The sequence below is a fragment of the Gilliamella sp. B2772 genome (genome assembly GCF_026536985.1).
Classification (GTDB): domain Bacteria; phylum Pseudomonadota; class Gammaproteobacteria; order Enterobacterales; family Orbaceae; genus Gilliamella; species Gilliamella apicola_E.
This window is the reverse complement of sequence record NZ_JAFNNB010000003.1, coordinates 157,568-179,188: the sequence shown is the minus strand read 5'-3', so window position 1 is coordinate 179,188 and position 21,621 is coordinate 157,568. Positions and strand designations below refer to the sequence as shown.

Sequence of the window (21,621 nt, the reverse complement as noted above, 5' to 3'; positions counted from 1 at the left end):
CTAATTACCTTAATTTTTTGTGAATGCGTAAATATCACCATTTTTAGCTTGGACAATAACTTTATTGTCGACAACTAATGGTTTCGAAATCAATCCACTACTACTAACTTGTGTTTTAGCAACGACTTCACCGTTATCTTTACTTAACCAATATAGATAACCTTCAAAATCACCAAGAACAATATAGTTTTCATATAAAACAGGATCGGTTAATTGACGATGTAACAAATCAGCTTGAGTCCATAGTACTGTACCACCATTTTTGCTGACGGCTTGTACATTATCATCTTGATCTACAACAAATAAATGTTGACTATCAACTGCAAAACTATGCGTAGACCCCATCTCTTTACGCCATACAATCTGACCATTACTTAAGTCAAGTGCTACAACATTACCATTGTACCCAATTGCATAAGCTAAATTACCTTCGATAACAGGGGTTGAATCAACATCATTCAATTTTGCAATTTCAGTTGATCCACTAGGTTGTGAAATACGTTGTTGCCAAATCAGTTGTCCATCGTTTAAGTAGTAAGCATTTACATGACCAGTATCATCACCAAGTATTGCTGCACCATGTGCAATTGTTGGGGTAGAATTACCTCTTAATGAAAGAGGTGGAACTTCAAGCATTACATCCCATACATCCTCGCCGGTATTACGATTCAAAGCTTGTAAATTACCACTTGCGGTATAAACAATGAGTTTATCTTCTGAAGAAATAGGACGAGCAAGTACTTCGCCTTTTACTGGTTTTTCCCAAATAACATTACCATCATTACGATCTAAAGCATATACAACAGCACGTTCACTACCAACATATACATATTTATCATCAGCACTTACACCGCCAGAAAATAGCGCTGTTTTGCTGCTAAATAATGTACTTTTTGATAAATTTTTATCCCATATTGTATGACCATTTAATAGATCAATAGCTTTAACTTGTCCGCTTCGGCTAGCAGCATAAATAGCATTATCATAATTAATAGGACCTAATAATGAATAAATATGTGTATTGCCTGATGTACTATTTCGCCATACTTCTTTTATTGAAAATTGGTTACTTACTTTCGGCGAAGGTGATACTTGTACTATCTCTTCTTCTCCACCAAACAATGAACATCCAGCAAGTGAAAACATAAAAACACTAATAGAAAGACATTTTGTTAACTTCATTGTATAAACCCTTATATCAGGATAAATTAATTTTTATTTTCTTGCGCTGCATTTACGTTAGCTTCTGCTTCTTGCTTTGCTTTATCTTTGGCGGCTTGAGCTTCTTGTTCAGCTTGTTGCTTATCTTTAAGATATTGAGCCTGATTTAACTTCATTTTGATATTTTTATCTAATTGTTCTGTAGGCAATGAAGCTTTAGAATAATTTTCCCCTGATTGATCAGCTGGAGCAGGAGCTAATGCAACATTATAAGCCGCAACAGCTTCAGCATAATTATTCAATTTCATATAGGCATCACCACGAATATCATTAACTACAGGTACCCAACTTTTTTCAGTTACCTTATTTAAGGTCGCTAAAACATCCTGATAACGTTCAAGTTGATATTGTATTTTTGCAATACGAATATAACTGATTGATTTAATAACTTCTGAATCAGTTTTACTTAATGAATCAGTGAGTAACTTTTCAGCTTTTGGATAATCTTTCAATTCTTCAACGTAAAATTTAGCTGCTTTTAAATTAGCAAAAACACTATAAATAGTATTATCACTCTCCGCGAAAGAGACTAATTCATTTACTGAATCTGGATTATTTTTGTCTAAATTAGCTATTAATTGTTCATACCGTTCGGAAGATTCAATCGTTTTTTCTAATTTGTAAGATTGCCAGTAACGCCAGCCATAAAAAGCTAGTAATCCAATTACTATAACTGCAACAATGATTTTCCACGTTTTAGCAAGAAATTCTTTTATCTCTGAAACTTGTTCTTCGCCAGATAATTGATAACTCACGTTTTTCTCCTATTTTCCTTAACTTACAATATTGCCAAACACGTTTGAACAATCTCTTTTTGTGCAACTTCAACTTGTTCGCCTGTTTGTAAATTTTTAATTGTTACTGTTTGATTGGCAATTTCATTTTCGCCAATGATTACAGCTATTTTAGCACCTAATTTGTCAGCTTTGGCAAATTGTTTCTTAAAATTACTACTACCGTAATTTGTAACAATTCTTCTATCAGGTAAACCATCACGTAATGTTTCCGCCGTTCTTTGTGCAGCAGATATTGTTTGCTCATCACCAGAAGATATCATATAAATATCAATCGAGTTGTCACGATTTAAAGAAGGGTTAACCGCTTGTACAAGCAATACTAAACGCTCAACTCCCATGGCAAAACCTACAGCAGGGGTTGGTTGTCCACCAAGCTGACTAACAAGCCCATCATAGCGCCCTCCACCACACACGGTACCTTGAGCACCTAAACTGGTAGTAACCCATTCAAAAACAGTTCGATTATAATAATCTAAACCACGAACTAATCTTTGATTAATATTATATTTTATTCCTGCGTTGTCCAATAAATGACATAACCCATCAAAATGATTTTTAGATTCTTCATCTAAATAATCAAATAATTTTGGCGCCTGATTAAGCAATTCTTGTACAACAGGATTTTTTGAATCTAACACACGTAATGGATTAGTATACATTCTACGTAAACAGTCTTCATCTAATTTATCTTTATGTTGTTCTAAGAAGCTAACTAACGCGTTACGGTAATTGGATCTAGCTTCAACTGAGCCAATAGAATTGAGTTCAAGTATAGTATGCTTTTCAATACCAAGAGCTTTCCAAAAACGAGCGGTTAATAATATAAGCTCTGCATCAATATTCGGTCCTTCAAGGCCAAATACTTCAACACCAAATTGGTGGAATTGGCGATAACGCCCTTTTTGAGGTTTTTCATAACGAAATGCAGGCCCTAAATACCATAAGCGCTGCTCTTGATTATAAAACAGTCCATGTTCAATTCCTGCACGAACACAACCTGCTGTAATTTCTGGGCGTAGAGTGAGACTTTCATCATTACGGTCGTTAAAAGTATACATCTCTTTTTCAACGATATCTGTCACTTCACCAACTGCTCGTTTAAATAATCCAGTATCTTCAACAATTGGGGTTCTAATTTCATTATAACCGTAACTATTTAGCACACCTTTGACAATTTTTTCAATTTGTTGCCATGTTGCACTATCACTCGGGAGTAAATCATTCATTCCCCGTATTGATTGGATTTTTTTTTCAGTCATATTTTTATTCGCTATCTAATAAGATTATAGTTCAGTGGTTGCTATTCTATTTTTCAAAATTAAGGCTTTAGCCCGTATTTTAGCTTCCAACTCATCTATCATTTTTTCATTATCTATACGCCCTATGCGCACACCATCTTCATAAAAACCGCTTTTATTGTGCCCACCAGCAACACCCATTGTGGAAGCTAATGCTTCACCTGGACCATTAACAACACAGCCAATAATAGAGACATCCATCGGTGTTATAATATCTTCAAGTCGTTGCTCTAGCGTATTAACGGTACTAATTACATCAAATTCTTGTCTTGAACAAGTTGGACAAGCAATGAAATTAATCCCTCTAGATCGGATACGTAAAGATTTCAAAATATCAAATCCAACTTTGACTTCTTCCGTCGGATCGGCAGCAAGTGAAACTCTTAATGTATCGCCGATACCTTCAGATAGCAATAAACCGAGCCCAATTGCTGATTTTACAGCACCTGTACGAATGCCTCCGGCTTCAGTTATTCCTAGATGTAAAGGCTGCTTAATTTGTTTTGCCAATAATCGATACGAATCAACTGCGGTAAAAACATCTGACGCCTTAACACTTACCTTAAATTGATCAAAATCAAGCCTATCAAGAATATCTACATGGCGCATCGCAGACTCAACTATCGCTTCTGGTGTTGGTTCACCATACTTTTCTTGGATATCTTTTTCTAGCGAACCTGAATTAACACCAATACGTATTGAAATATTTTTATCTTTAGCACAATCAACAACTGAACGAATTCTCGATTCATTACCAATATTACCAGGGTTAATCCTTAAACAATTAACACCATATTCAGCAACTTTTAAAGCTATTCTATAATCAAAGTGAATATCGGCAATCAAGGGAACTTTTACTTGCTGCTTAATAAATCTAAATGCTTCAGCAGCATCCATCGTGGGAATAGAAACGCGCACAATATCAACACCAACACGCTCAAGCGCCTGGATTTGAGCTACTGTTTTCTCTACATCTGTTGTTCGTGTATTGGTCATGGATTGAACAGCAATTGGAGCTCCGCCGCCAATGGGCACATCACCGACATAAATTCGGGTAGATTCTCTCCTAACAATTGGTGATTCTTGATGACTCATAAGATGCCTAATCACATTACAAAATAACTAGGCCGCGATCTTAACAAGATTTGGGGCAAATGTCTGTATGTGAATTCGAAAATTTGCTAACTGTTAACACGATCGGAAGCGCCAGGAGAAATATAATGGCTAACTTCAACATAATTATTTTTGTTTTGACAAGTAGCGTAATATAATCCAATACCTAATAACAAAATAAAAATGGATAAAGCAATAAAGATAATCTTTTTACTATGATTTTTTTTATTATCTATTGATTCAAGTTTGAAAGGTTGTTTTACTGAATATTGCTTTGCTAATACCTCAAGATAAGGTTGATATTCTTCACTAGGTAAACCAACAATTTTTGCATAGTTTTGAATATAGCTTTTAACAAGAACATAAGGGGCATGAACTAACTGATTATTTTCTATTTCTGAAATAACTTGAGTTCTAACATGAAGTTGAGCAGAGATATCTTTTTGGGTTAAGCCCATGTTATCCCTTAAATCGGAAAGAATCTTACCCAAAGTAATATTGTTTTCCATCATTCTCTCTTATTTGGCCTTTCATTAATTTACGTATTTTTAACTTACTTTTACATAATTTTATATATTTTTACACACTTTAAAAATTAATCAATTTTTTTTGCATTAAACCATTGTTTCGGTGTTTCAATTTCATTTTGTGCAGCGACCAATTGCAATTCATATTCATTTTGTTTTAATGTTTCAAGCATAACAGCATAAACTGCAGAGGTAGTATGTTCGAAAGCTTCGACCATTGATTTACCAAGCATTATATTTGCTAAAAATAGTCCGCTAGTCACATCACCAACACCTACTGGCTGTTTAACACCAAAATCGACTAACGGGCGATCAATATGCCAAACTTCATCCATAGTTACAAGCAACATTTCAAAACGATCTTTTTGATAACCAGCGCGACTTAAATGTTTAACTAACACCACTTTAGGCCCTTTTTGACAAATTGAACGACAGGCTAAAATTGCTTCATTAACATTACTGATTGGTTGTTTACCATTAAGTTCCTCTAGCTCTAAGATATTTGGAGCCATCATATCTGCAATAGGCAAAGCGATATTACATAAAAATTCGGATACACCTGGTGCAACAAAACAACCTTTTTCAGGATGTCCCATTACTGGATCGCAAAGATAAATTGCTTCAGGATTTACTGCTTTTACTTTTTTAACTATGTCGATGATTGCATTACCTTGCTCTGGAGATCCCATATATCCACTTAATACAGCATTACATCTTTCTAGTTCCCCAATAGCATTAATTCCTTCAGCAATATCAACCAAATGAGATGCTGACATTACCGATCCAGTCCATTGACGATACTGGGTATGATTTGAAAATTGAACCGTATTTAGAGGCCAAACATTCACACCCAAACGACGCATTGGAAATACAGCTGCACTATTACCTGCATGACCAAATACAACATGAGACTGAATCGATAAAATATTTTTCATGAAATCATCTCCAAATGAGTAAGCAGTAGTATTTTTTACCTCGACGCAATAATGTATAACGATTAAAGAGTTTATCACTACTAGAAAAACGATAATCTGTTGTGGAGTTACGTTCACCATTAACAGAAATAGCATTTGATTCAATCATTGTTCTTGCCTGGCCTCTTGAAGGTGCAAAATCTGCATTAACGATTGCTTGTTGCAAATCTAGCTCTTCTTCAACAGCCAATGTAGGCATACCATCTTGAGCTAACTGCTCAAAATCAGCTTCAGATAAGTCAGTTAACTTACCAGAAAATAAACTTTCAGTGATACGTTTCGCTGCGGTTAAGCCATCTTCGCCATGAACTAAACGAGTAACTTGCTCAGCAAGTACATATTGAGCTCTAGGGGCTAAGCCACTATTCTTATCCTCTTCTTCCAATGCATCAATTTCTTCCAATGACATGAATGTAAAGAATTTAAGGAAACGATAAACATCGGCATCAGCAGTATTAATCCAAAATTGATAAAATTTATACGGGCTGGTTTTTTTAGGATCTAACCATACTGCACCGCTTTCAGTTTTACCAAATTTGGTTCCGTCCGATTTAGTAATTAATGGTACGGTTAAACCATAAACTTGTTTTTGATGTAAACGACGAGTTAAATCGATACCTGCGGTAATATTACCCCATTGATCAGAACCACCTATCTGTAACACGACATTATGTGCTTTGTTTAGGCTTGCAAAATCATAAGATTGTAACAAGCTATAAGAAAACTCAGTAAATGAAATACCTGACTCATCGCGGTCAATACGTTGCTTAACAGATTCTTTATTAATCATTGAATTGACGGAAAAATATTTACCAATGTCCCGTAAAAAAGATAAAACATTCATGCCACCAAACCAATCATAGTTATTGGCTACAATAGCTGCATTATCACCACATTCAAAATCCAAAAACGGCGATACTTGTTGTTTGATTTTCTCACTCCATTCAATAACAGTATCTTCAGTGTTAAGCTTACGTTCAACTGCTTTGAAGCTTGGATCCCCAATTAGTCCTGTTGCACCACCAACTAATGCAATTGGTTTATGACCAGCCAATTGAAAACGTTTTAAACAAAGTAATGGAACTAAATGACCAAGATGCAAACTGTCAGCTGTTGGATCAAAACCACAATATAGCGCAATAGGATTTTTTTCGATTAATTCCATTAGCGCGTTTTCATCAGTAAGTTGAGCAATAAGCCCACGCTCTTGCAGTTGTTTGATCACATTTTTTGTCATGATATTTTACCTATTAACGTTTCTATTCTATTTAATTACATTTATTTATTATGATATCTTTTATACGCTTGTTCAAAATGATCTTCGACTATTTCATTTGGTTTTTTATCTAATAAACTAAAAATAACTATTGCTATTGACGCAAATAAAAAACCTGGAATCAAGGAATACAAATTAAACCAATTGAAATTTATCCAAAGTAAAACGGTAATTGCTCCCGTTATCATTCCTGCTAGTGCACCATTGCGAGTCATTCGAGCCCAGAAAACCGAAAATACAACAATAGGGCCAAATGCCGCTCCAAATCCTGCCCAAGCATGACTGACTAAATCAAGCACACTGTTATTTGGGTTTATTGCGAGTAAAATAGCAATAACTGAAACTAATAAGACCATAACACGCCCAACCCAAACTAATTCTCGTTGTTTAGCCTTTGGTCTGATAAATGCTCGATAGAAATCTTCAGTTAATGCACTTGAACAAACTAATAATTGGCAACTTAAAGTACTCATTACTGCAGCTAAAATAGCTGCAAGCAAAATACCTGCAATCCACGGATTAAAAAGTAATTTAGATAATTCGATGAAAATACGCTCATGCTTACCATCATCAATTAAATAAGCTAAATTTGGATTGTTAGCAAAAAAAGCTATACCAAAGAAACCAACTGTAATAGCACCGGCTAAACACAAAATCATCCATGTCATACTAATTCGACGAGCGTTTTTCATTACTTCATGTGAATCAGCAGCCATAAACCTTGCTAAAATATGGGGCTGACCAAAATAACCAAGTCCCCATCCTAATAAAGAGATAATGGCAATAAAATCCATATGTGAAAAGATGTTTGTATAATCGGGATTTAATGATTGAATATTAGCCAACGCATCTGAAAAACCCCCAGCATTTATCATAACCATGATTGGGGTTAAAATTAATGCAAACATCATTAAACTAGCTTGAATAGTATCTGTCCAGCTGACAGCTAAAAAACCACCGATAAAAGTATAAGCAATGGTTGCTCCTGCACCAGCAAGCATAGCCCAGCCATAACTAAGGCCAAATGTACTTTCAAATAATTTAGCGCCAGCAACTACACCAGAAGCACAATAAATCGTGAAAAAGATTAAAATTATTACTGCCGAAATAATTCTTAGTAATGAGCTGTTATCATCAAATCGACGAGAAAAATAATCAGGTAAAGTTAATGAATTATGATTTATTTCAGTAAAAACTCTTAGCCTACCCGCAATAAGAAGCCAATTTAAATAAGCTCCAATTATTAAACCTATTGCAATCCAACTTTGTGAAATACCAAATAAAAAGACTGCACCCGGCAATCCCATTAATAACCAACCACTCATATCTGAAGCACCAGCAGAAAGTGCAGTCACTACACTACCGATACGTCGCCCACCTAATATGTAATCACCAAAATTTCGCGTTGCACGGAATGCAAAAAAACCGATAGAAATCATTCCTAATATGTAAACAGCAAAGGTGACAATCATTGGTAATGACATTTTTATAATAAACCTTGAATGATGAAATAAAAAAATAGTTGGCTAGCTTACCACAAAAAGCCAATGCTAAAAAGCAGGTGATTTCTGCAGGTAAATGTTAAATAAAAAAGAAAAAACAATTCAAAAGTAAAAATATTTTATTATTTTCCAATAGATAGATTTTTAATAGTCTTAACTTTTATAAAAACTCAATAGATCCTACGGTTAAATCTAAAATAAAAGTATATAATATTAATTAACCATCTTATGTTTATAATATATTGTGAAACAATCAACACGAATACAAATTTTAGAAAGACTAAAAGATCATATTAAAGATCCTACAACAGAATTGGTGTATCAAACACCGTTCGAGCTACTTATTGCCGTTGTGCTTTCAGCCCAAGCTACAGATGTTAGTGTTAATAAAGCTACAAAACCGTTATTTGCGATTGCAAACACTGCAGAGCAAATTTTAGCGTTAGGCGTCGATAAATTAAAAGATTATATTCGCACAATAGGTTTATATAATAGTAAAGCTGAAAACATTATTAAAACTTGTCAGATTTTGGTTGATAAATATCAAGGACAAGTCCCCGAAAACTTTGATTCATTAATTGCGCTACCTGGTGTGGGTAGAAAAACAGCCAACGTTGTGTTAAATACAGCTTTCGGCTGGCCAACTATTGCGGTCGATACACATATATTTAGGGTAAGTAATCGAACTGGTTTTGCTCCAGGTAAAACCGTTGAAGCAGTTGAAGAGAAGTTACTAAAAGTGGTACCAAAAGAGTACAAAATAAATTGTCACCATTGGTTAATATTACATGGTAGATATACGTGTATTGCTAGAAAACCTCGTTGTGGATCTTGTGTTATTGAAGATTTGTGTGAATTTAAAGAAAAAGTTTATCCAGAGTAAGAATCAATGTCGAATAAATTTATATTAGATCATGAAGACATAGACTTGTTTAAAAATAGTATTGGTAAAACCAAACAGCTCAAACAAGATACTGTGATTCATAAACCTCAAAAACGATCTCAAAAGCTAATAGAGAATCAAAAAATTCAACATGAAAAAGTAAATAATGAATTTTACTTTTCTGATGATTACCAACCTCTATTACAAGAAGATCCGATTCGTTATAGTCGTGAAAACTCAGATCCTAATGAATTGAAAAAATTACGACGTGGATTTTATGCACCTGAATTCTTTTTAGATTTACATGGATTAACTCTGCAAGAAGCGAAAAAAGAAATAGCAGCATTAATCGCCGTTTGTTTAAAAGAAAATGCCAATTGCGCTTGCATCATGTATGGGCACGGTAAAAACATATTAAAAAAACAGACACCAATGTGGTTAGCCCAGCATCCTAATATCATTTGTTTTCATCAAGCACCGAAAGAATTTGGCGGCAGTGCAGCATTACTTATTTTATTTGATACCATCAATAACTAAAAAATAAATTTTAAATATATAAGGAATAAAAAAATGAAATTATTAAAAAAAATAAAACATGTTTATTTATTTCTAATACTTGCTATCTTTATAACTGCATGTGGCGGACTTGATGCAATTCCTTCAGAAAAAAGTAACTATATTGGCAAATGGCAAGGTGAATATATGGTGATAACTATCACTAAAGACGCCAAAGTTATTTACAATTATAAAAAAGATGGGGTAACTAAAAGCGTTGAAGGACCGATACAAGAATTTATTGGTGATGATTTTAAAGTAGGAGTTTTAGGTTTAAATTCTTTATTCAAAGTAAGTAAGCCTCCTTATTTTGAGGAGGGTCAATGGAAAATGGTCATTGATGATCAATTAGTTATCAAAACATCGTATTTTTAATCACTTTAAAATAAAAAAGCCAGCATAGTTGCGCTAGGCTGGCAAACATTGGAAGCAATGTGAGCAATGTCATACTTTTTCAGAAGTCTTGCGACGCTCTAATCAAGTACATCTTAATGATAATAATTCTCATTATTAAAAGCAAGCGTTTTTTTTGACTTTTTTCAAAAAATAAAAGAAAAATGTAAACCACCAATTTTTTTAATATGAAATCATTGTGTTAGCGTTAGAATAATAGAGAGGAATACAGGGCTATGTCACCCTGTATTTTTCGCAATGGTGATTTTTTAGTTAATAATTTGAAGTGATAAGTTTAACCTATTTTAGGTTATTACTATTTTTGATAGATAAATTCAACCCCTTCTTCGTTACTGTCATCCCAATCATCAAAATCATCGTCATCAAAAGCCTCATCCATCGCTTGTTGGTGATAATCATCCCACATAAATTCAACTTTTTCTGCTGCCGTTTCTGCTTCTTCTGCTTCACGAGGATGCGCATTCATGTAGTCCATTAGATCCCAACATAAGGCTTTTACCCCTTCATGATTAATTGCTGAAATCACATAATATTTATCATTCCAGTCGAGTGCTTTTGCAATTTCTGCTGCACATTTGGCACTTTCTTCTTCACCCAATACATCCATTTTATTGAAAACTAACAAGCGCGGTTTATTGGCTAATTTTTCACTATATTGGTGAAGTTCTTGAATAATAACTTTAGCATTTTCAATTGGATCTGATTCATCGATTGGAGCAATATCAATTAGATGAACTAAAATCCTACAGCGTTCTAAGTGTTTTAAAAAACGAATACCAAGTCCTGCGCCATCCGATGCGCCTTCAATCAACCCTGGAATATCAGCAACAACAAAACTCTGCTCATTATCCATTCTAACTACCCCTAAACTAGGTACTAAAGTTGTAAATGGATAATCAGCGACTTTCGGTTTTGCTGCTGAAACTGAACGAATAAACGTTGATTTACCTGCATTAGGCAAACCTAACATACCAACATCAGCTAATAGTAAAAGTTCTAGTATCACATCACGTTTTTCACCCGGTGTACCATCAGTCTTTTGTCTTGGAGCTCGATTCACTGATGATTTAAAACGTGCGTTACCAAGCCCATGAAAACCACCTTTAGCCACAAGGACTTTTTGTTGATGATGAGTTAGATCACCAATAATTTCACCAGTATATTTGTCAGTGATACGAGTCCCAACAGGTACTTTAACGGTAATATCTTTACCTCGCTTGCCGGTACAATCAGAACCTTGTCCATTTTGACCACGTTCAGCGCGATAGTTCTTTTCAAATTGAAAATCCACGAGTGTGTTTAGATTTTCATCGGCAATAAAAAATACATCGCCACCATCTCCACCATCGCCACCATCAGGACCACCTTTAGGTATATATTTTTCACGACGGAAACCAACACAACCATTACCACCGTCACCAGCTTCCACTCGAATTGAAGCTTCATCTACAAATTTCATTATTTGTCCTCTTTTTTCGGTTAATCAGCCAGCCCTTTCTAGGTTGCCATAAATGATGTCCAACTGTTGCAAACATTGCACCTGCTACAACAGATACCGCGCCAATATAACCTATAATATTTAAATATTGCATTACAAACTTTTCTGGCCATAGTAAAGCAAATAAATCTGAGAAAATCAGTGCAAAAAGTGGTGTCAGTGTTGTTATAGCACTTACTTGCGCAGCTTGCCAACGCTCCATTGCCATAACTAAAGCACCATAAGCAATAATGGTATTTAAACCACAAAAAATAATTGCAAACAATTGACTAAAATCAGCATTAGCAATTTTAGTCGGCGATGCTAGAGGCCATAAAAAGATACTACATATAAGATAAATCAACCAAAGTAGCTGCTCTGCTCTTAATTTTCTTAATAATACTTTTTGCGCTAATGCATAACATGCCCATGATATAGAGGCTAATAAGGCAAGCCACACACCTATACCATATGAAGACATATTGGCAAAGAGATCTGCTAGATTTTCATTAAAAAATAGCGCTAAACCAATTAACAATATAGTAATACCAATAATTTGTGTTGGTCTTAATTTCTCTTTGAAAATAAAAGCACTAGAAATCATAAATATGACAATGCCAGTTTGTCCAACAACTTGAGCTGTAGTTGCAGATAAATACTGAACAGCTGTAGCAAAAAGCGCAAAATTACCTAATAAACCAAATCCGGCAATCATTAATAGAATAAAACGGCGTCGTTTTTTAAACATCATCAAATTAGGAAATTGTTTTTTATAAGCCAACCAAAGCGTTATACCTACTGCTGATATACTTAAGCGTGACCAAGCTAACGTTAATGGATCAATAACAACTAATGCATATTTCATAGCAATTGGCACGAGTCCCCACATCACTGACGTCAACATGGCTAGCGCAAAACCTAATTTAACATTTTGCTGTTTTATCATAATGAATTAATTTATATAAATTTCAAGAAATGAAAAAAGCCCCACAATAACTGTGAGGCTTCTATAACTTATGAACCGCTGGTTTATTAGCTGTTAGCAACTACACTAACATAACGGCGGTTTTTAGGTCCTTTAACTTCAAACTTAACCTGTCCATCAACTAACGCGAATAGGGTATGATCACGACCACAACCTACATTAGTACCTGGGTGGAATTGAGTTCCACGTTGACGAACTAAAATATTACCAGCAAGAACTTCTTGAGAACCATAACGTTTAACACCTAAACGTTTACTCTGGGAATCACGACCATTACGTGATGAACCACCAGCCTTCTTATGTGCCATTGTTCGATACTCCTATTAAGCGATTGCAGTGATCTTCACATCAGTGAACCACTGACGGTGACCTTGTTGTTTACGATAGTGTTTACGACGACGGAATTTAACAATTTTCACTTTCTCGCCACGACCGTGCTCAACAATCTCTGCTTTAACTGTTGCACCTTCAACAAACGGAGCACCAACTTTGATGTCTTCACCATTTGCTACCATTAAAACTTTATCGAAAACAACTTCTGCACCTGTTTCGACTTCAATTTTTTCCAAGCGAACGACTTGTCCTTCGCTAACTCGGTGTTGTTTACCACCACTTTGGAAAACTGCGTACATACTTAACTCCGCAATAAAAAGCAGACGATTCCTGATTTAACATATATGTCTGCATTGATTAATCTTATAGGGCGTGAATTTTACGCAAAATTTATGCTTGTTGCAAGCGCTGTTTAATAAAAGATCGCAAAAAGTCATAAAAAAGATCTTTGATCAACGGTTTTCACGATACAATAGAGCTAAATTATTATTTATTTAAACAATATTTAACACAAAAATATTGAGTATCGATATGCTAAAAAGAAAATTTCGCTACAGTGCATCTATTTTAAATCGTTTAACACTTTTAATGTTTTCTTTAGGTGCCATGGCGTTATTAGCTTTGTTTTTATCAATACAAGTAGCTAATGATACTAAAGGCAGTGCTTATATGATAAACCAATTGGGTTTAATTAGGATGAAAAGCTATCAATTTTTAGCTATGATCCCGATTGAGAAAAAGGACTATGATCGACTTAATATTTTTAATGATATTCCGTCTTCTGAGCAATTAAAATTATTTGAACGTTACCATTTAATTGATGAGCTTAACCAATTACAGTCTCAATGGATAACTGATATTGTCCCCAAAATTAAACAAGCAAACAGTATAGATGAAATAAAAAATGAAATTGATAAGTTTGTAACTCAGACCGATAAATTAGTCCATCAAATTGATCAAAAAACAGAAAATCAAATCCATTATATATCACAATTGCAATTTGTTTTTATCATTCTTATTGTTCTATTTCTTCTTGCGCAAATTTACTATTTACGTCGTTATCTTCTTGCGCCTTGGCGCAAATTAATTAATATGGCTGAATCTATTTCGCAACATAACTTTAGCCAACGATTTAACAGTAAGAAAAGTAAAAAGAACGAATTTGATTTATTGGGGCAAGCCTTCAATGAAATGGCAGAACAAATTGAATTGCAGTACCAATTATTAGAAGAACGTGTCACAGAAAAAACTGCCGAATTACAACAAATCAATAAAATATTGTCGTTTCAGTATCAAGCTATAAAACAACTGCACACATCAGATCCATTATGTGAACGCTTTTTAATTATACTCCGCCAGCTTGAGGAATTAGTGCCATTAACACAGTTTCAAATTCGTTTTTATGAGTCGGATAATATAGAACATTATCAACAAATCAGCTATGCCAACCAACAAAGACTACCTTATTGCCAAAATTCAGAATGTAACGCTTGCCTTATTCCATCAAAATCTTATCAAGAAAATGGATTTCAACGTTATTGGTATCTTCAAGAAAAAGGTGAAAAATTTGGTATTTTATTTGCTCTACAACCATCAACAATGCATCTAAGTGCAGAACAAGAAAATTTAATTACAGCCTTAGTCGAGCAAATGACGACAGCACTAATGCTTGATAGGCAAATAGAACAACAAAAACAATATCTATTAATGAAAGAGCGCTCAGCAATGGCCAGAGAGTTACATGACTCTATAGCACAATCTCTTTCTTGTTTAAAAATTCATCTTAGTTGCTTACAAATGCAACCAGATTTAACCTCACAAACAAGTAGTGATTTGCTAGCTATTATGCGTACAGAAGTTAATATTACTTATTCTCAATTAAGAGAATTAATAACTTCTTTTCGTTTACGACTTAATCAAACCGGTTTTTATGCCAGCTTAATGGAGTTGATCGAAGAATTTAATCAAAAATTGAAATTTAAAATACAAGCTGAATATCAACTACCTCTCAATATCATTAAGAGCAAATATGCATTCCATCTATTGCAATGTGTACGCGAATCTTTAAATAATATTTATAAACATGCTAATGCAACAAAAGTTAAAATAAGTTTAACTATTGATGATAATCAGATTATTAGTGTCAGCATAAAAGATAATGGTATTGGTTTACAAAATAATGCTAATCAAGATAATCATTATGGATTAATAATTATGCGTGATAGAGTTGGAATATTAAATGGCAATTTAACCATTAATAGTAAGCCTAATCTAGGCACTGAGATTGTAATAACGTTTAAAGCAACTACAATCATCCCATTTAAAATGATAGAAGAATAGCAAATGGAACAAGTTAAAAGTTCAATATTACTTATTGATGATCATCCCATGTTAAGAAATGGGGTTAAGCAGCTTATAAAAACAATCAATAATTTTGAGGTTATCGGTGAAACAGGCTCTGGCTTAGAAGGGGTTATGCTTGCAGAAACACTTGATCCGGACATTATTTTATTAGATATCAATATGAATGATGTGAATGGATTAGAAATCTTGCGTTATTTACGAGAAAAAAATATTTCTGCGCGAATCATTATATTTACTGTATCAGATGCAAAAGAAGATATCATTACTGCTATCAAAACCGGTGCTGATGGCTATTTATTAAAAGATATGGAACCGGAAAACCTACTGAAAGCATTAATAGATATTTCTGAAGGCAAAATCACCATGGATGAAGCAATTTCACCTATTATTCTTGATTATATGCGTCATGGTGGAGGCACGACTACAAGCCAGTCCCATAATATTAATTTACTCACACCAAGAGAACGAGAAATATTTAATTTATTAGTTCAAGGATTATCAAATAAATTAATAGCGAAAGAGTTAGATATTGTCGAAAACACAGTAAAAGTCCATATAAAAAGTATATTTAAAAAACTAAATTTTAAATCTAGAATGGAAATGACTGTATGGTATTTACAAAGTAAAGAATAGCTAGTACTAATTATGCCATTCTCCACTTTATCTAACATTAAAGTTTAGAAAACCAATTTAACTTTTTGCGTAATGCAACTACACGTCCAATAATAATTAAACTAGGACTACAAGCATGTAATGCAAGTTGAGTAAGATCACATAACAATCCCTCTACAACTTTCTGATTGGCTTTTGTACCTTCTTCTACTATAGCCACAGGTATATTACTATCCATACCATGTTTAATTAATTGTGTTTTAATATTTTCTGCTTGTGATAACCCCATATAAAAAACGAGAGTCTGTTTTTCAGCAGCTAAACTTTGCCAATCCAAATGCGTGCCATCTTTCAAATGCCCCGTAATTAAACGAACACTATGAGCATAATCACGATGAGTTAATGGTATTCCACTATAAGCTGAGCATCCTGAAGCAGCTGTAATTCCTGGTACTAACGAAAAAGGAATATTAGCATCAAATAGTGTTTCAAGCTCCTCTCCGCCTCGACCAAAAATGAAGGGGTCACCACCTTTAAGTCTTACTACTCGCAACCCTTTTTGGGCTTGCTCAAGTAATATTTGGTTAATTTGTTCTTGTGGCACACAATGAAAACCAGGCCGCTTACCGACAAAAATTCGCTGAGCATCTCGTCGAGCTAAATTCATTATTTCATCGGATACTAATCGATCGTAAACAATAATATCGGCTTGTTGAATTTGTTGAAGAGCTTTTAATGTCAACAACCCTGGGTCACCCGGACCGGCACCAACTAAAACCACTTCACCTCGATAATCAACTGGCTCTTCAAATAATTCATTAGTTAACATTTCAACTTTTTCTGAATCATTATTAGCTATAGCTTGAGCTAACCTATCATGTGTAAATAGCTTTTCCCAGAATCTTCTACGTTCAGTCATGCTTTGATAAGTTGCTTTTACTTTATTACGTAAATAACCAGCATATTTCGCTAGTTTTCCAATATTTTGCGGTAAAATCGCTTCTAATTTTTCACGTAATAACCGTGCCAATACAGGAGCATGACCTTCTGAAGATATCGCAACCATTATTGGAGAGCGATCAATAATAGAAGGCATAATAAAACTAGCACCTTTAGGTGAATCAACGATATTGCAAAAAATACGTCGCTTTTCTGATTCTATACTGACTTGCTGATTGGTTTGTTGACAATCTGTTGCAGCAATAACTAACCATTTATTATCGAGTAGTTGTGTATCAAATTCACATTGTATTAAAACCAATTGTTTTTGTTCTTGCCAACAGACAAATTGCTGAGTAAATTCAAGAGCATTGACAGTTAAATTTGCGCCAGCTTCAAGCAATAACCGAGCTTTACGCTCGGCTATTTCCCCACCACCAACTAATAAGCAATCACGGTTTTCTAATTTACAAAATAAAGGTAAATAATCCATAGACTTTAAAAACAACCATTAATATCTTATTGATCTAAAAAATTTACTGTTAATAATCCAATAATTCTTAAAAACAGTAAGCTAAACAATTACAACCTTATTCAATAATGATTAAGGTCGATCTGCTTTAGGTGTTGAAAACCAATATCCTAAGCCCATAAACAGTGCTCCAGATACTAAATTACCCAATGAAACCCATAACAAGTTATGCCCAATACCACCTAAAGTATAGGCATCAGTATGATTTCCAAACCAAGAAAGAGAAAATAACGTCATATTAGCAACACTATGCTCATACCCACAAGCAATAAATGCCAATAAACACCACCATATAGCAATAAATTTGGCTGAACCTTCAACTCGATTTGCCATCCAAATAGCTAAACAAACTAACCAATTACATAAAATTCCACGAAAAAATAGAGCCTTTGCGGGAGTGGATGTTTTTGCTAATGCCGCAGTATGTATAAGGGAAGTATCTGTTGCCAATAATGGGCTTGCCGCCCAATAAAATAAAGCAGCGACAAAAATAGATCCTAGTAAATTGCCTAGCCACGTTTGTGGTAATACCCACCACATTTGAAAGTGTGTAATCTTTTTAGCTTGAACACCAAATGTTAAAAACATGGTATGCCCAGTAAATAACTCCGAGCCTGCTATAACAACTAAAGTTAATGCAATTCCAAATGTTGCTCCCATAACTAAAGGTCTAACTGATGCATCAAGCAAATTACCCAGCGTAAAAATTAATATGATACCCAGACCAACATAAGCACCAGCCATAGCAGAACTTAGCCAAAACCCTATAGGATTGGTTTTAGCTAATTTAACAATACGTGCTGCATTAACAGCACATTTATTAATTGTTTCTGTATACATTTATTATTCCTATTTTTATTTATTAGTTAAATTTAACTTTAACAAATCCATCATTATCAATTTTGACCTCATAGTGTGCGATGGAATAACTTGCATCTTCAAAACAATAACCATCTTTTAAACGAAAGCGTTGTTTTTTCAGAGGACTAGCAACCCATAATTCATTTTCATGCTCACAAATAATCCCCCTAGAAAGCACACTAGCATTAGCAAAAGGATCAATATTACTAATCGCATAAAGCTCGTCAGAATGAAAAGGACGAAAAACAGCGACATGCTCTTTACCAACTAAAGCACAAACTCCTGTTTCAGGAAAAATATCTTCAATTTTACAGATAGTTACCCATTGACTCATAATCTACTCTCCTGACATAACTTGACGTTCTTCAAGGGTGGCGGGACGATGTTGTTGTCGCTCAGGTACAAACTGAACATTATCGTCTCGTTTAGGACTATTAATAAAATGAGCAAACCGGATTTGTGCTTCTGGATTATTAACAGTTTCTTTCCATTCACAAACAAAAAGCTTACGAATACGAGCCATCTCTTTTTCAAGTTCGTCATTGATACCTAATTTGTCATCAATAATGACACTACGCAAATATTCGATCCCCCCCTCAAGGTTTTCAAACCAGACAGAAGTCCGTTGTAATTTATCCGCTGTACGAATATAGAACATAAGGAAACGGTCTAGGTAGCGAATAAGGGTTTCTCGATCTAAATCTGCAGCTAAAAGATCGGCATGACGAGGTTTCATACCACCATTACCACAAACATAAAGATTCCAACCTTTTTCAGTTGCAATAACGCCAATATCCTTACCCTGAGCTTCGGCACATTCACGGGTACAACCTGAAACACCAAGTTTGAATTTATGAGGCGCTCGAATACCTTTATAGCGGTTTTCTAATTCGACACCTAAACTAACACTATCTCCTACCCCAAACCGACACCAAGTGCTACCTACGCAAGTTTTTGCCATACGTAATGCCTTAGCGTAAGCGTGACCACTCTCAAAACCAGCATCAATCAGCTCTTTCCAGATAGCAGGAAGATCATCTTTTTGCGCACCAAACAACGCTATACGTTGTGAACCAGTAATTTTTGAATAGAGATTGTATTTCTTAGCAATCTGACCAACCGCAATCAATCCTTCTGGAGTAATTTCACCACCAGCACTACGAGGAATAATTGAATAAGTACCATTTTTTTGAATATTACCTAAAAAGATATCATTACTATCTTGTAACGGTACAAGATCTGGTTTAAGAATATAATTATTCCAACATGAAGCTAATATAGAGCCAACTGTTGGTTTACAAACTTCACAGCCATAGCCGGCACCATGTTTTTTTATCACTTCATCAAAGGAAGTTAATCCTTCAACACGAATTAAGTGAAAAAGCTCTTGCCGAGAATATTTAAAATGCTCACAAAGTGCATGGCTTACTTCAATACCTTGTTTCGCTAATTCCAAATTAAGGATTTGCGTTACTAGTGGTATACAACCACCACAACCACTACCCGCTTTAGTTTCAGCTTTAATTGCAGCAACAGTATGACAACCAGCATGAATAGCTTGAACAATTTTTGCCTTTGTCACATCAAAACAAGAACATATTTGTGCACTATCAGGTAATGCGTCAGCGCCTAATGCAGGCTTAGCACCTGCATGTGATGGTAAAATTAGAGAATCAGGATGTTCAGGTAAATCCATATCATTAAGCATCAGTTGCAGCAAGTTACTATAATCAGATGTATCACCAACTAAAACAGCACCTAATAGTTTTTTATTATCATTAGATACCACTAACTTTTTATAAACTGGTACACTTTCATCTAAATAAACATAGCTTCTGCTAGCTATTGTTTTAGCCTTTGCATCACCAATACTACCAACGTCGACTCCCATTAATTTGAGTTTAGCACTCATATCGGCACCTTCAAATTTAGCGCTTTCACCGATTAAATGTGCTAAGGCAACTTGTGCCATTTTGTAACCAGGTGCAACTAAACCGTAAACTTTACCTTGCCAACAGGCGCATTCACCTATGGCATAAATATCCGGATCTGAAGTTTGGCAATAATCGTTAATAACGATACCTCCTCTAGGTCCAATATCTAATTCACACGCTTTAGCTAATTGGTCATTGGGACGGATGCCAGTTGAAAAAACAATAAAATCAATTTCAAGTGATGAACCATCAGAAAATTGCATAACTTTACCTGATGGGGTATGAATAATTTCTTGAGTATTTTTGCTTGTATGAACTCCAACTCCCATCTCTTCGATTTTTCTACGCAGTTGATCACCACCCATTGCATCAAGTTGCTCTGACATTAAGACTGGAGCAAATTCGACAACATGAGTTTCAACTCCTAAGTTTTTCAATGCACCAGCAGCTTCAAGTCCAAGTAAACCACCACCGACAACTGCACCTATTTTACAATTACTAGCACAATCACGAATCGCATCGAGATCTTCAATGGTACGATAAACAAAACAATTCGCCCCTTCAGCACCTTTAATTGGAGGAACCCATGGATAAGAGCCCGTTGCAATAATCAACTTATCATAAGAAACAATACGCCCAGTTTGTGAATGCACCTCTTTACGTTGGCGATTAATCAAAATAACCCGTTCATTAAGTAAAATATTAATATCATTTTCTTGGTACAAGCCTTCCCGAACTAAAGACAGTGCTTCTGCAGTATGGCCTGAAAAATAGGAAGAAAGATGAACACGATCGTAAGCTACTCTTGGTTCTTGGCAAAAGATGGTAATTTTAAAATTATCAGACTGCATTTTTTCGATAATTTCTTCGACAAAACGATGTCCAACCATCCCATTGCCTATAATAACGAGATTGGTTTTACTCATAAAAAGCTCCAAATTTATTTTTAATTCAATTATTTAATTTTCATCTATACGATATTTTAAGGAACTTTAAATAGAATATAATTACCCTCAAGGATTAC

Annotated in this window: 21 protein-coding genes; 5 read left to right on the top strand and 16 right to left on the bottom strand. The window is 34.7% G+C overall.

Annotated elements, in window-relative coordinates; translation table 11 throughout:
- Positions 1-9: 9 nt before the first annotated feature.
- From bamB to putP, 8 genes are all read right to left on the bottom strand, one after another.
- Complete coding sequence (gene bamB / locus J3T98_RS08665) at positions 10-1,182, bottom strand: outer membrane protein assembly factor BamB (protein ID WP_267330564.1); 1,173 nt, start codon at positions 1,180-1,182, stop codon at positions 10-12.
- A 26-nt stretch (positions 1,183-1,208) separates the two neighbouring features.
- A complete protein-coding gene (locus tag J3T98_RS08660) occupies positions 1,209-1,976 on the bottom strand; it encodes a YfgM family protein (protein ID WP_065734950.1) in 768 nt (255 codons plus the stop codon).
- Positions 1,977-1,999: 23 nt separating this feature from the next.
- Entirely contained in the window at positions 2,000-3,277 is a 1,278-nt protein-coding gene (gene hisS, locus J3T98_RS08655) for a histidine--tRNA ligase (RefSeq protein ID WP_267362637.1), read from the bottom strand.
- Positions 3,278-3,301: 24 nt separating this feature from the next.
- Positions 3,302-4,411 carry a flavodoxin-dependent (E)-4-hydroxy-3-methylbut-2-enyl-diphosphate synthase gene (gene ispG / locus J3T98_RS08650; protein ID WP_267362636.1) on the bottom strand — a complete coding sequence of 370 codons (1,110 nt, stop codon included), beginning with the start codon at positions 4,409-4,411 and terminating at the stop codon, positions 3,302-3,304.
- 86 nt (positions 4,412-4,497) lie between these two features.
- On the bottom strand, positions 4,498-4,938 hold the full coding sequence (locus J3T98_RS08645; RefSeq protein ID WP_267362635.1) for a helix-turn-helix domain-containing protein: 441 nt from the start codon (positions 4,936-4,938) through the stop codon (positions 4,498-4,500).
- 86 nt (positions 4,939-5,024) lie between these two features.
- The gene (gene pdxY / locus J3T98_RS08640; protein ID WP_267362634.1) at positions 5,025-5,891 is read right to left on the bottom strand and encodes a pyridoxal kinase PdxY; all 867 of its coding nucleotides are present in this window, start codon (positions 5,889-5,891) and stop codon (positions 5,025-5,027) included.
- Positions 5,892-5,895: 4 nt separating this feature from the next.
- Positions 5,896-7,167: a tyrosine--tRNA ligase gene (gene tyrS / locus J3T98_RS08635; protein WP_218060057.1), complete on the bottom strand. Its 1,272-nt coding sequence runs from the start codon at positions 7,165-7,167 to the stop codon at positions 5,896-5,898.
- Positions 7,168-7,208: 41 nt separating this feature from the next.
- Positions 7,209-8,696, bottom strand: coding sequence for a sodium/proline symporter PutP (putP, locus tag J3T98_RS08630; protein ID WP_416380637.1), 1,488 nt, complete (start codon positions 8,694-8,696; stop codon positions 7,209-7,211).
- A 256-nt stretch (positions 8,697-8,952) separates the two neighbouring features.
- On the opposite strand from putP, the gene nth reads away from it, so the two are divergent.
- From nth to J3T98_RS08615, 3 genes are read left to right on the top strand one after another with little or no spacing between them, the layout of a single operon-like run.
- Positions 8,953-9,591: an endonuclease III gene (gene nth, locus J3T98_RS08625; protein ID WP_065562913.1), complete on the top strand. Its 639-nt coding sequence runs from the start codon at positions 8,953-8,955 to the stop codon at positions 9,589-9,591.
- Between the two features lie 6 nt (positions 9,592-9,597).
- Entirely contained in the window at positions 9,598-10,128 is a 531-nt protein-coding gene (gene smrB, locus J3T98_RS08620; RefSeq protein WP_065562914.1) for an endonuclease SmrB, read from the top strand.
- A gap of 33 nt (positions 10,129-10,161) precedes the next feature.
- A complete protein-coding gene (locus J3T98_RS08615) occupies positions 10,162-10,521 on the top strand; it encodes a hypothetical protein (RefSeq protein ID WP_267357696.1) in 360 nt (119 codons plus the stop codon).
- A gap of 334 nt (positions 10,522-10,855) precedes the next feature.
- On the opposite strand, the gene cgtA is transcribed toward J3T98_RS08615, so the two are convergent.
- The 4 genes from cgtA to rplU form a co-directional block, all read right to left on the bottom strand.
- Entirely contained in the window at positions 10,856-12,019 is a 1,164-nt protein-coding gene (cgtA, locus tag J3T98_RS08610) for an Obg family GTPase CgtA (protein WP_267362632.1), read from the bottom strand.
- The gene (locus tag J3T98_RS08605; protein WP_065562917.1) at positions 12,003-12,983 is read right to left on the bottom strand and encodes a DMT family transporter; all 981 of its coding nucleotides are present in this window, start codon (positions 12,981-12,983) and stop codon (positions 12,003-12,005) included. The genes cgtA and J3T98_RS08605 overlap by 17 nt, the downstream gene beginning before the upstream one ends.
- Positions 12,984-13,069: 86 nt before the next feature.
- Positions 13,070-13,330, bottom strand: a complete 261-nt coding sequence (gene rpmA / locus J3T98_RS08600; RefSeq protein ID WP_034883716.1) for a 50S ribosomal protein L27 — start codon at positions 13,328-13,330, stop codon at positions 13,070-13,072.
- A 15-nt stretch (positions 13,331-13,345) separates the two neighbouring features.
- Positions 13,346-13,654, bottom strand: a complete 309-nt coding sequence (gene rplU, locus J3T98_RS08595; protein WP_065562918.1) for a 50S ribosomal protein L21 — start codon at positions 13,652-13,654, stop codon at positions 13,346-13,348.
- A gap of 232 nt (positions 13,655-13,886) precedes the next feature.
- Here rplU and narX point away from each other — a divergent pair, with 232 nt between their 5' ends.
- Entirely contained in the window at positions 13,887-15,695 is a 1,809-nt protein-coding gene (narX, locus tag J3T98_RS08590; protein ID WP_267362631.1) for a nitrate/nitrite two-component system sensor histidine kinase NarX, read from the top strand.
- A gap of 3 nt (positions 15,696-15,698) precedes the next feature.
- Complete coding sequence (gene narL / locus J3T98_RS08585) at positions 15,699-16,352, top strand: two-component system response regulator NarL (RefSeq protein ID WP_065562920.1); 654 nt, start codon at positions 15,699-15,701, stop codon at positions 16,350-16,352.
- Between the two features lie 37 nt (positions 16,353-16,389).
- On the opposite strand, the gene cysG is transcribed toward narL, so the two are convergent.
- The 4 genes from cysG to nirB form a co-directional block, all read right to left on the bottom strand.
- Complete coding sequence (gene cysG, locus J3T98_RS08580; RefSeq protein ID WP_267362630.1) at positions 16,390-17,763, bottom strand: siroheme synthase CysG; 1,374 nt, start codon at positions 17,761-17,763, stop codon at positions 16,390-16,392.
- Between the two features lie 111 nt (positions 17,764-17,874).
- A complete protein-coding gene (gene nirC / locus J3T98_RS08575) occupies positions 17,875-18,642 on the bottom strand; it encodes a nitrite transporter NirC (protein WP_267357702.1) in 768 nt (255 codons plus the stop codon).
- Between the two features lie 22 nt (positions 18,643-18,664).
- Positions 18,665-18,997 (bottom strand): nitrite reductase small subunit NirD, encoded by a 333-nt coding sequence (gene nirD, locus J3T98_RS08570; RefSeq protein ID WP_065562923.1) that lies wholly within the window; start codon positions 18,995-18,997, stop codon positions 18,665-18,667.
- A gap of 3 nt (positions 18,998-19,000) precedes the next feature.
- The gene (gene nirB, locus J3T98_RS08565; protein WP_267357703.1) at positions 19,001-21,523 is read right to left on the bottom strand and encodes a nitrite reductase large subunit NirB; all 2,523 of its coding nucleotides are present in this window, start codon (positions 21,521-21,523) and stop codon (positions 19,001-19,003) included.
- Positions 21,524-21,621 lie beyond the last annotated feature (98 nt).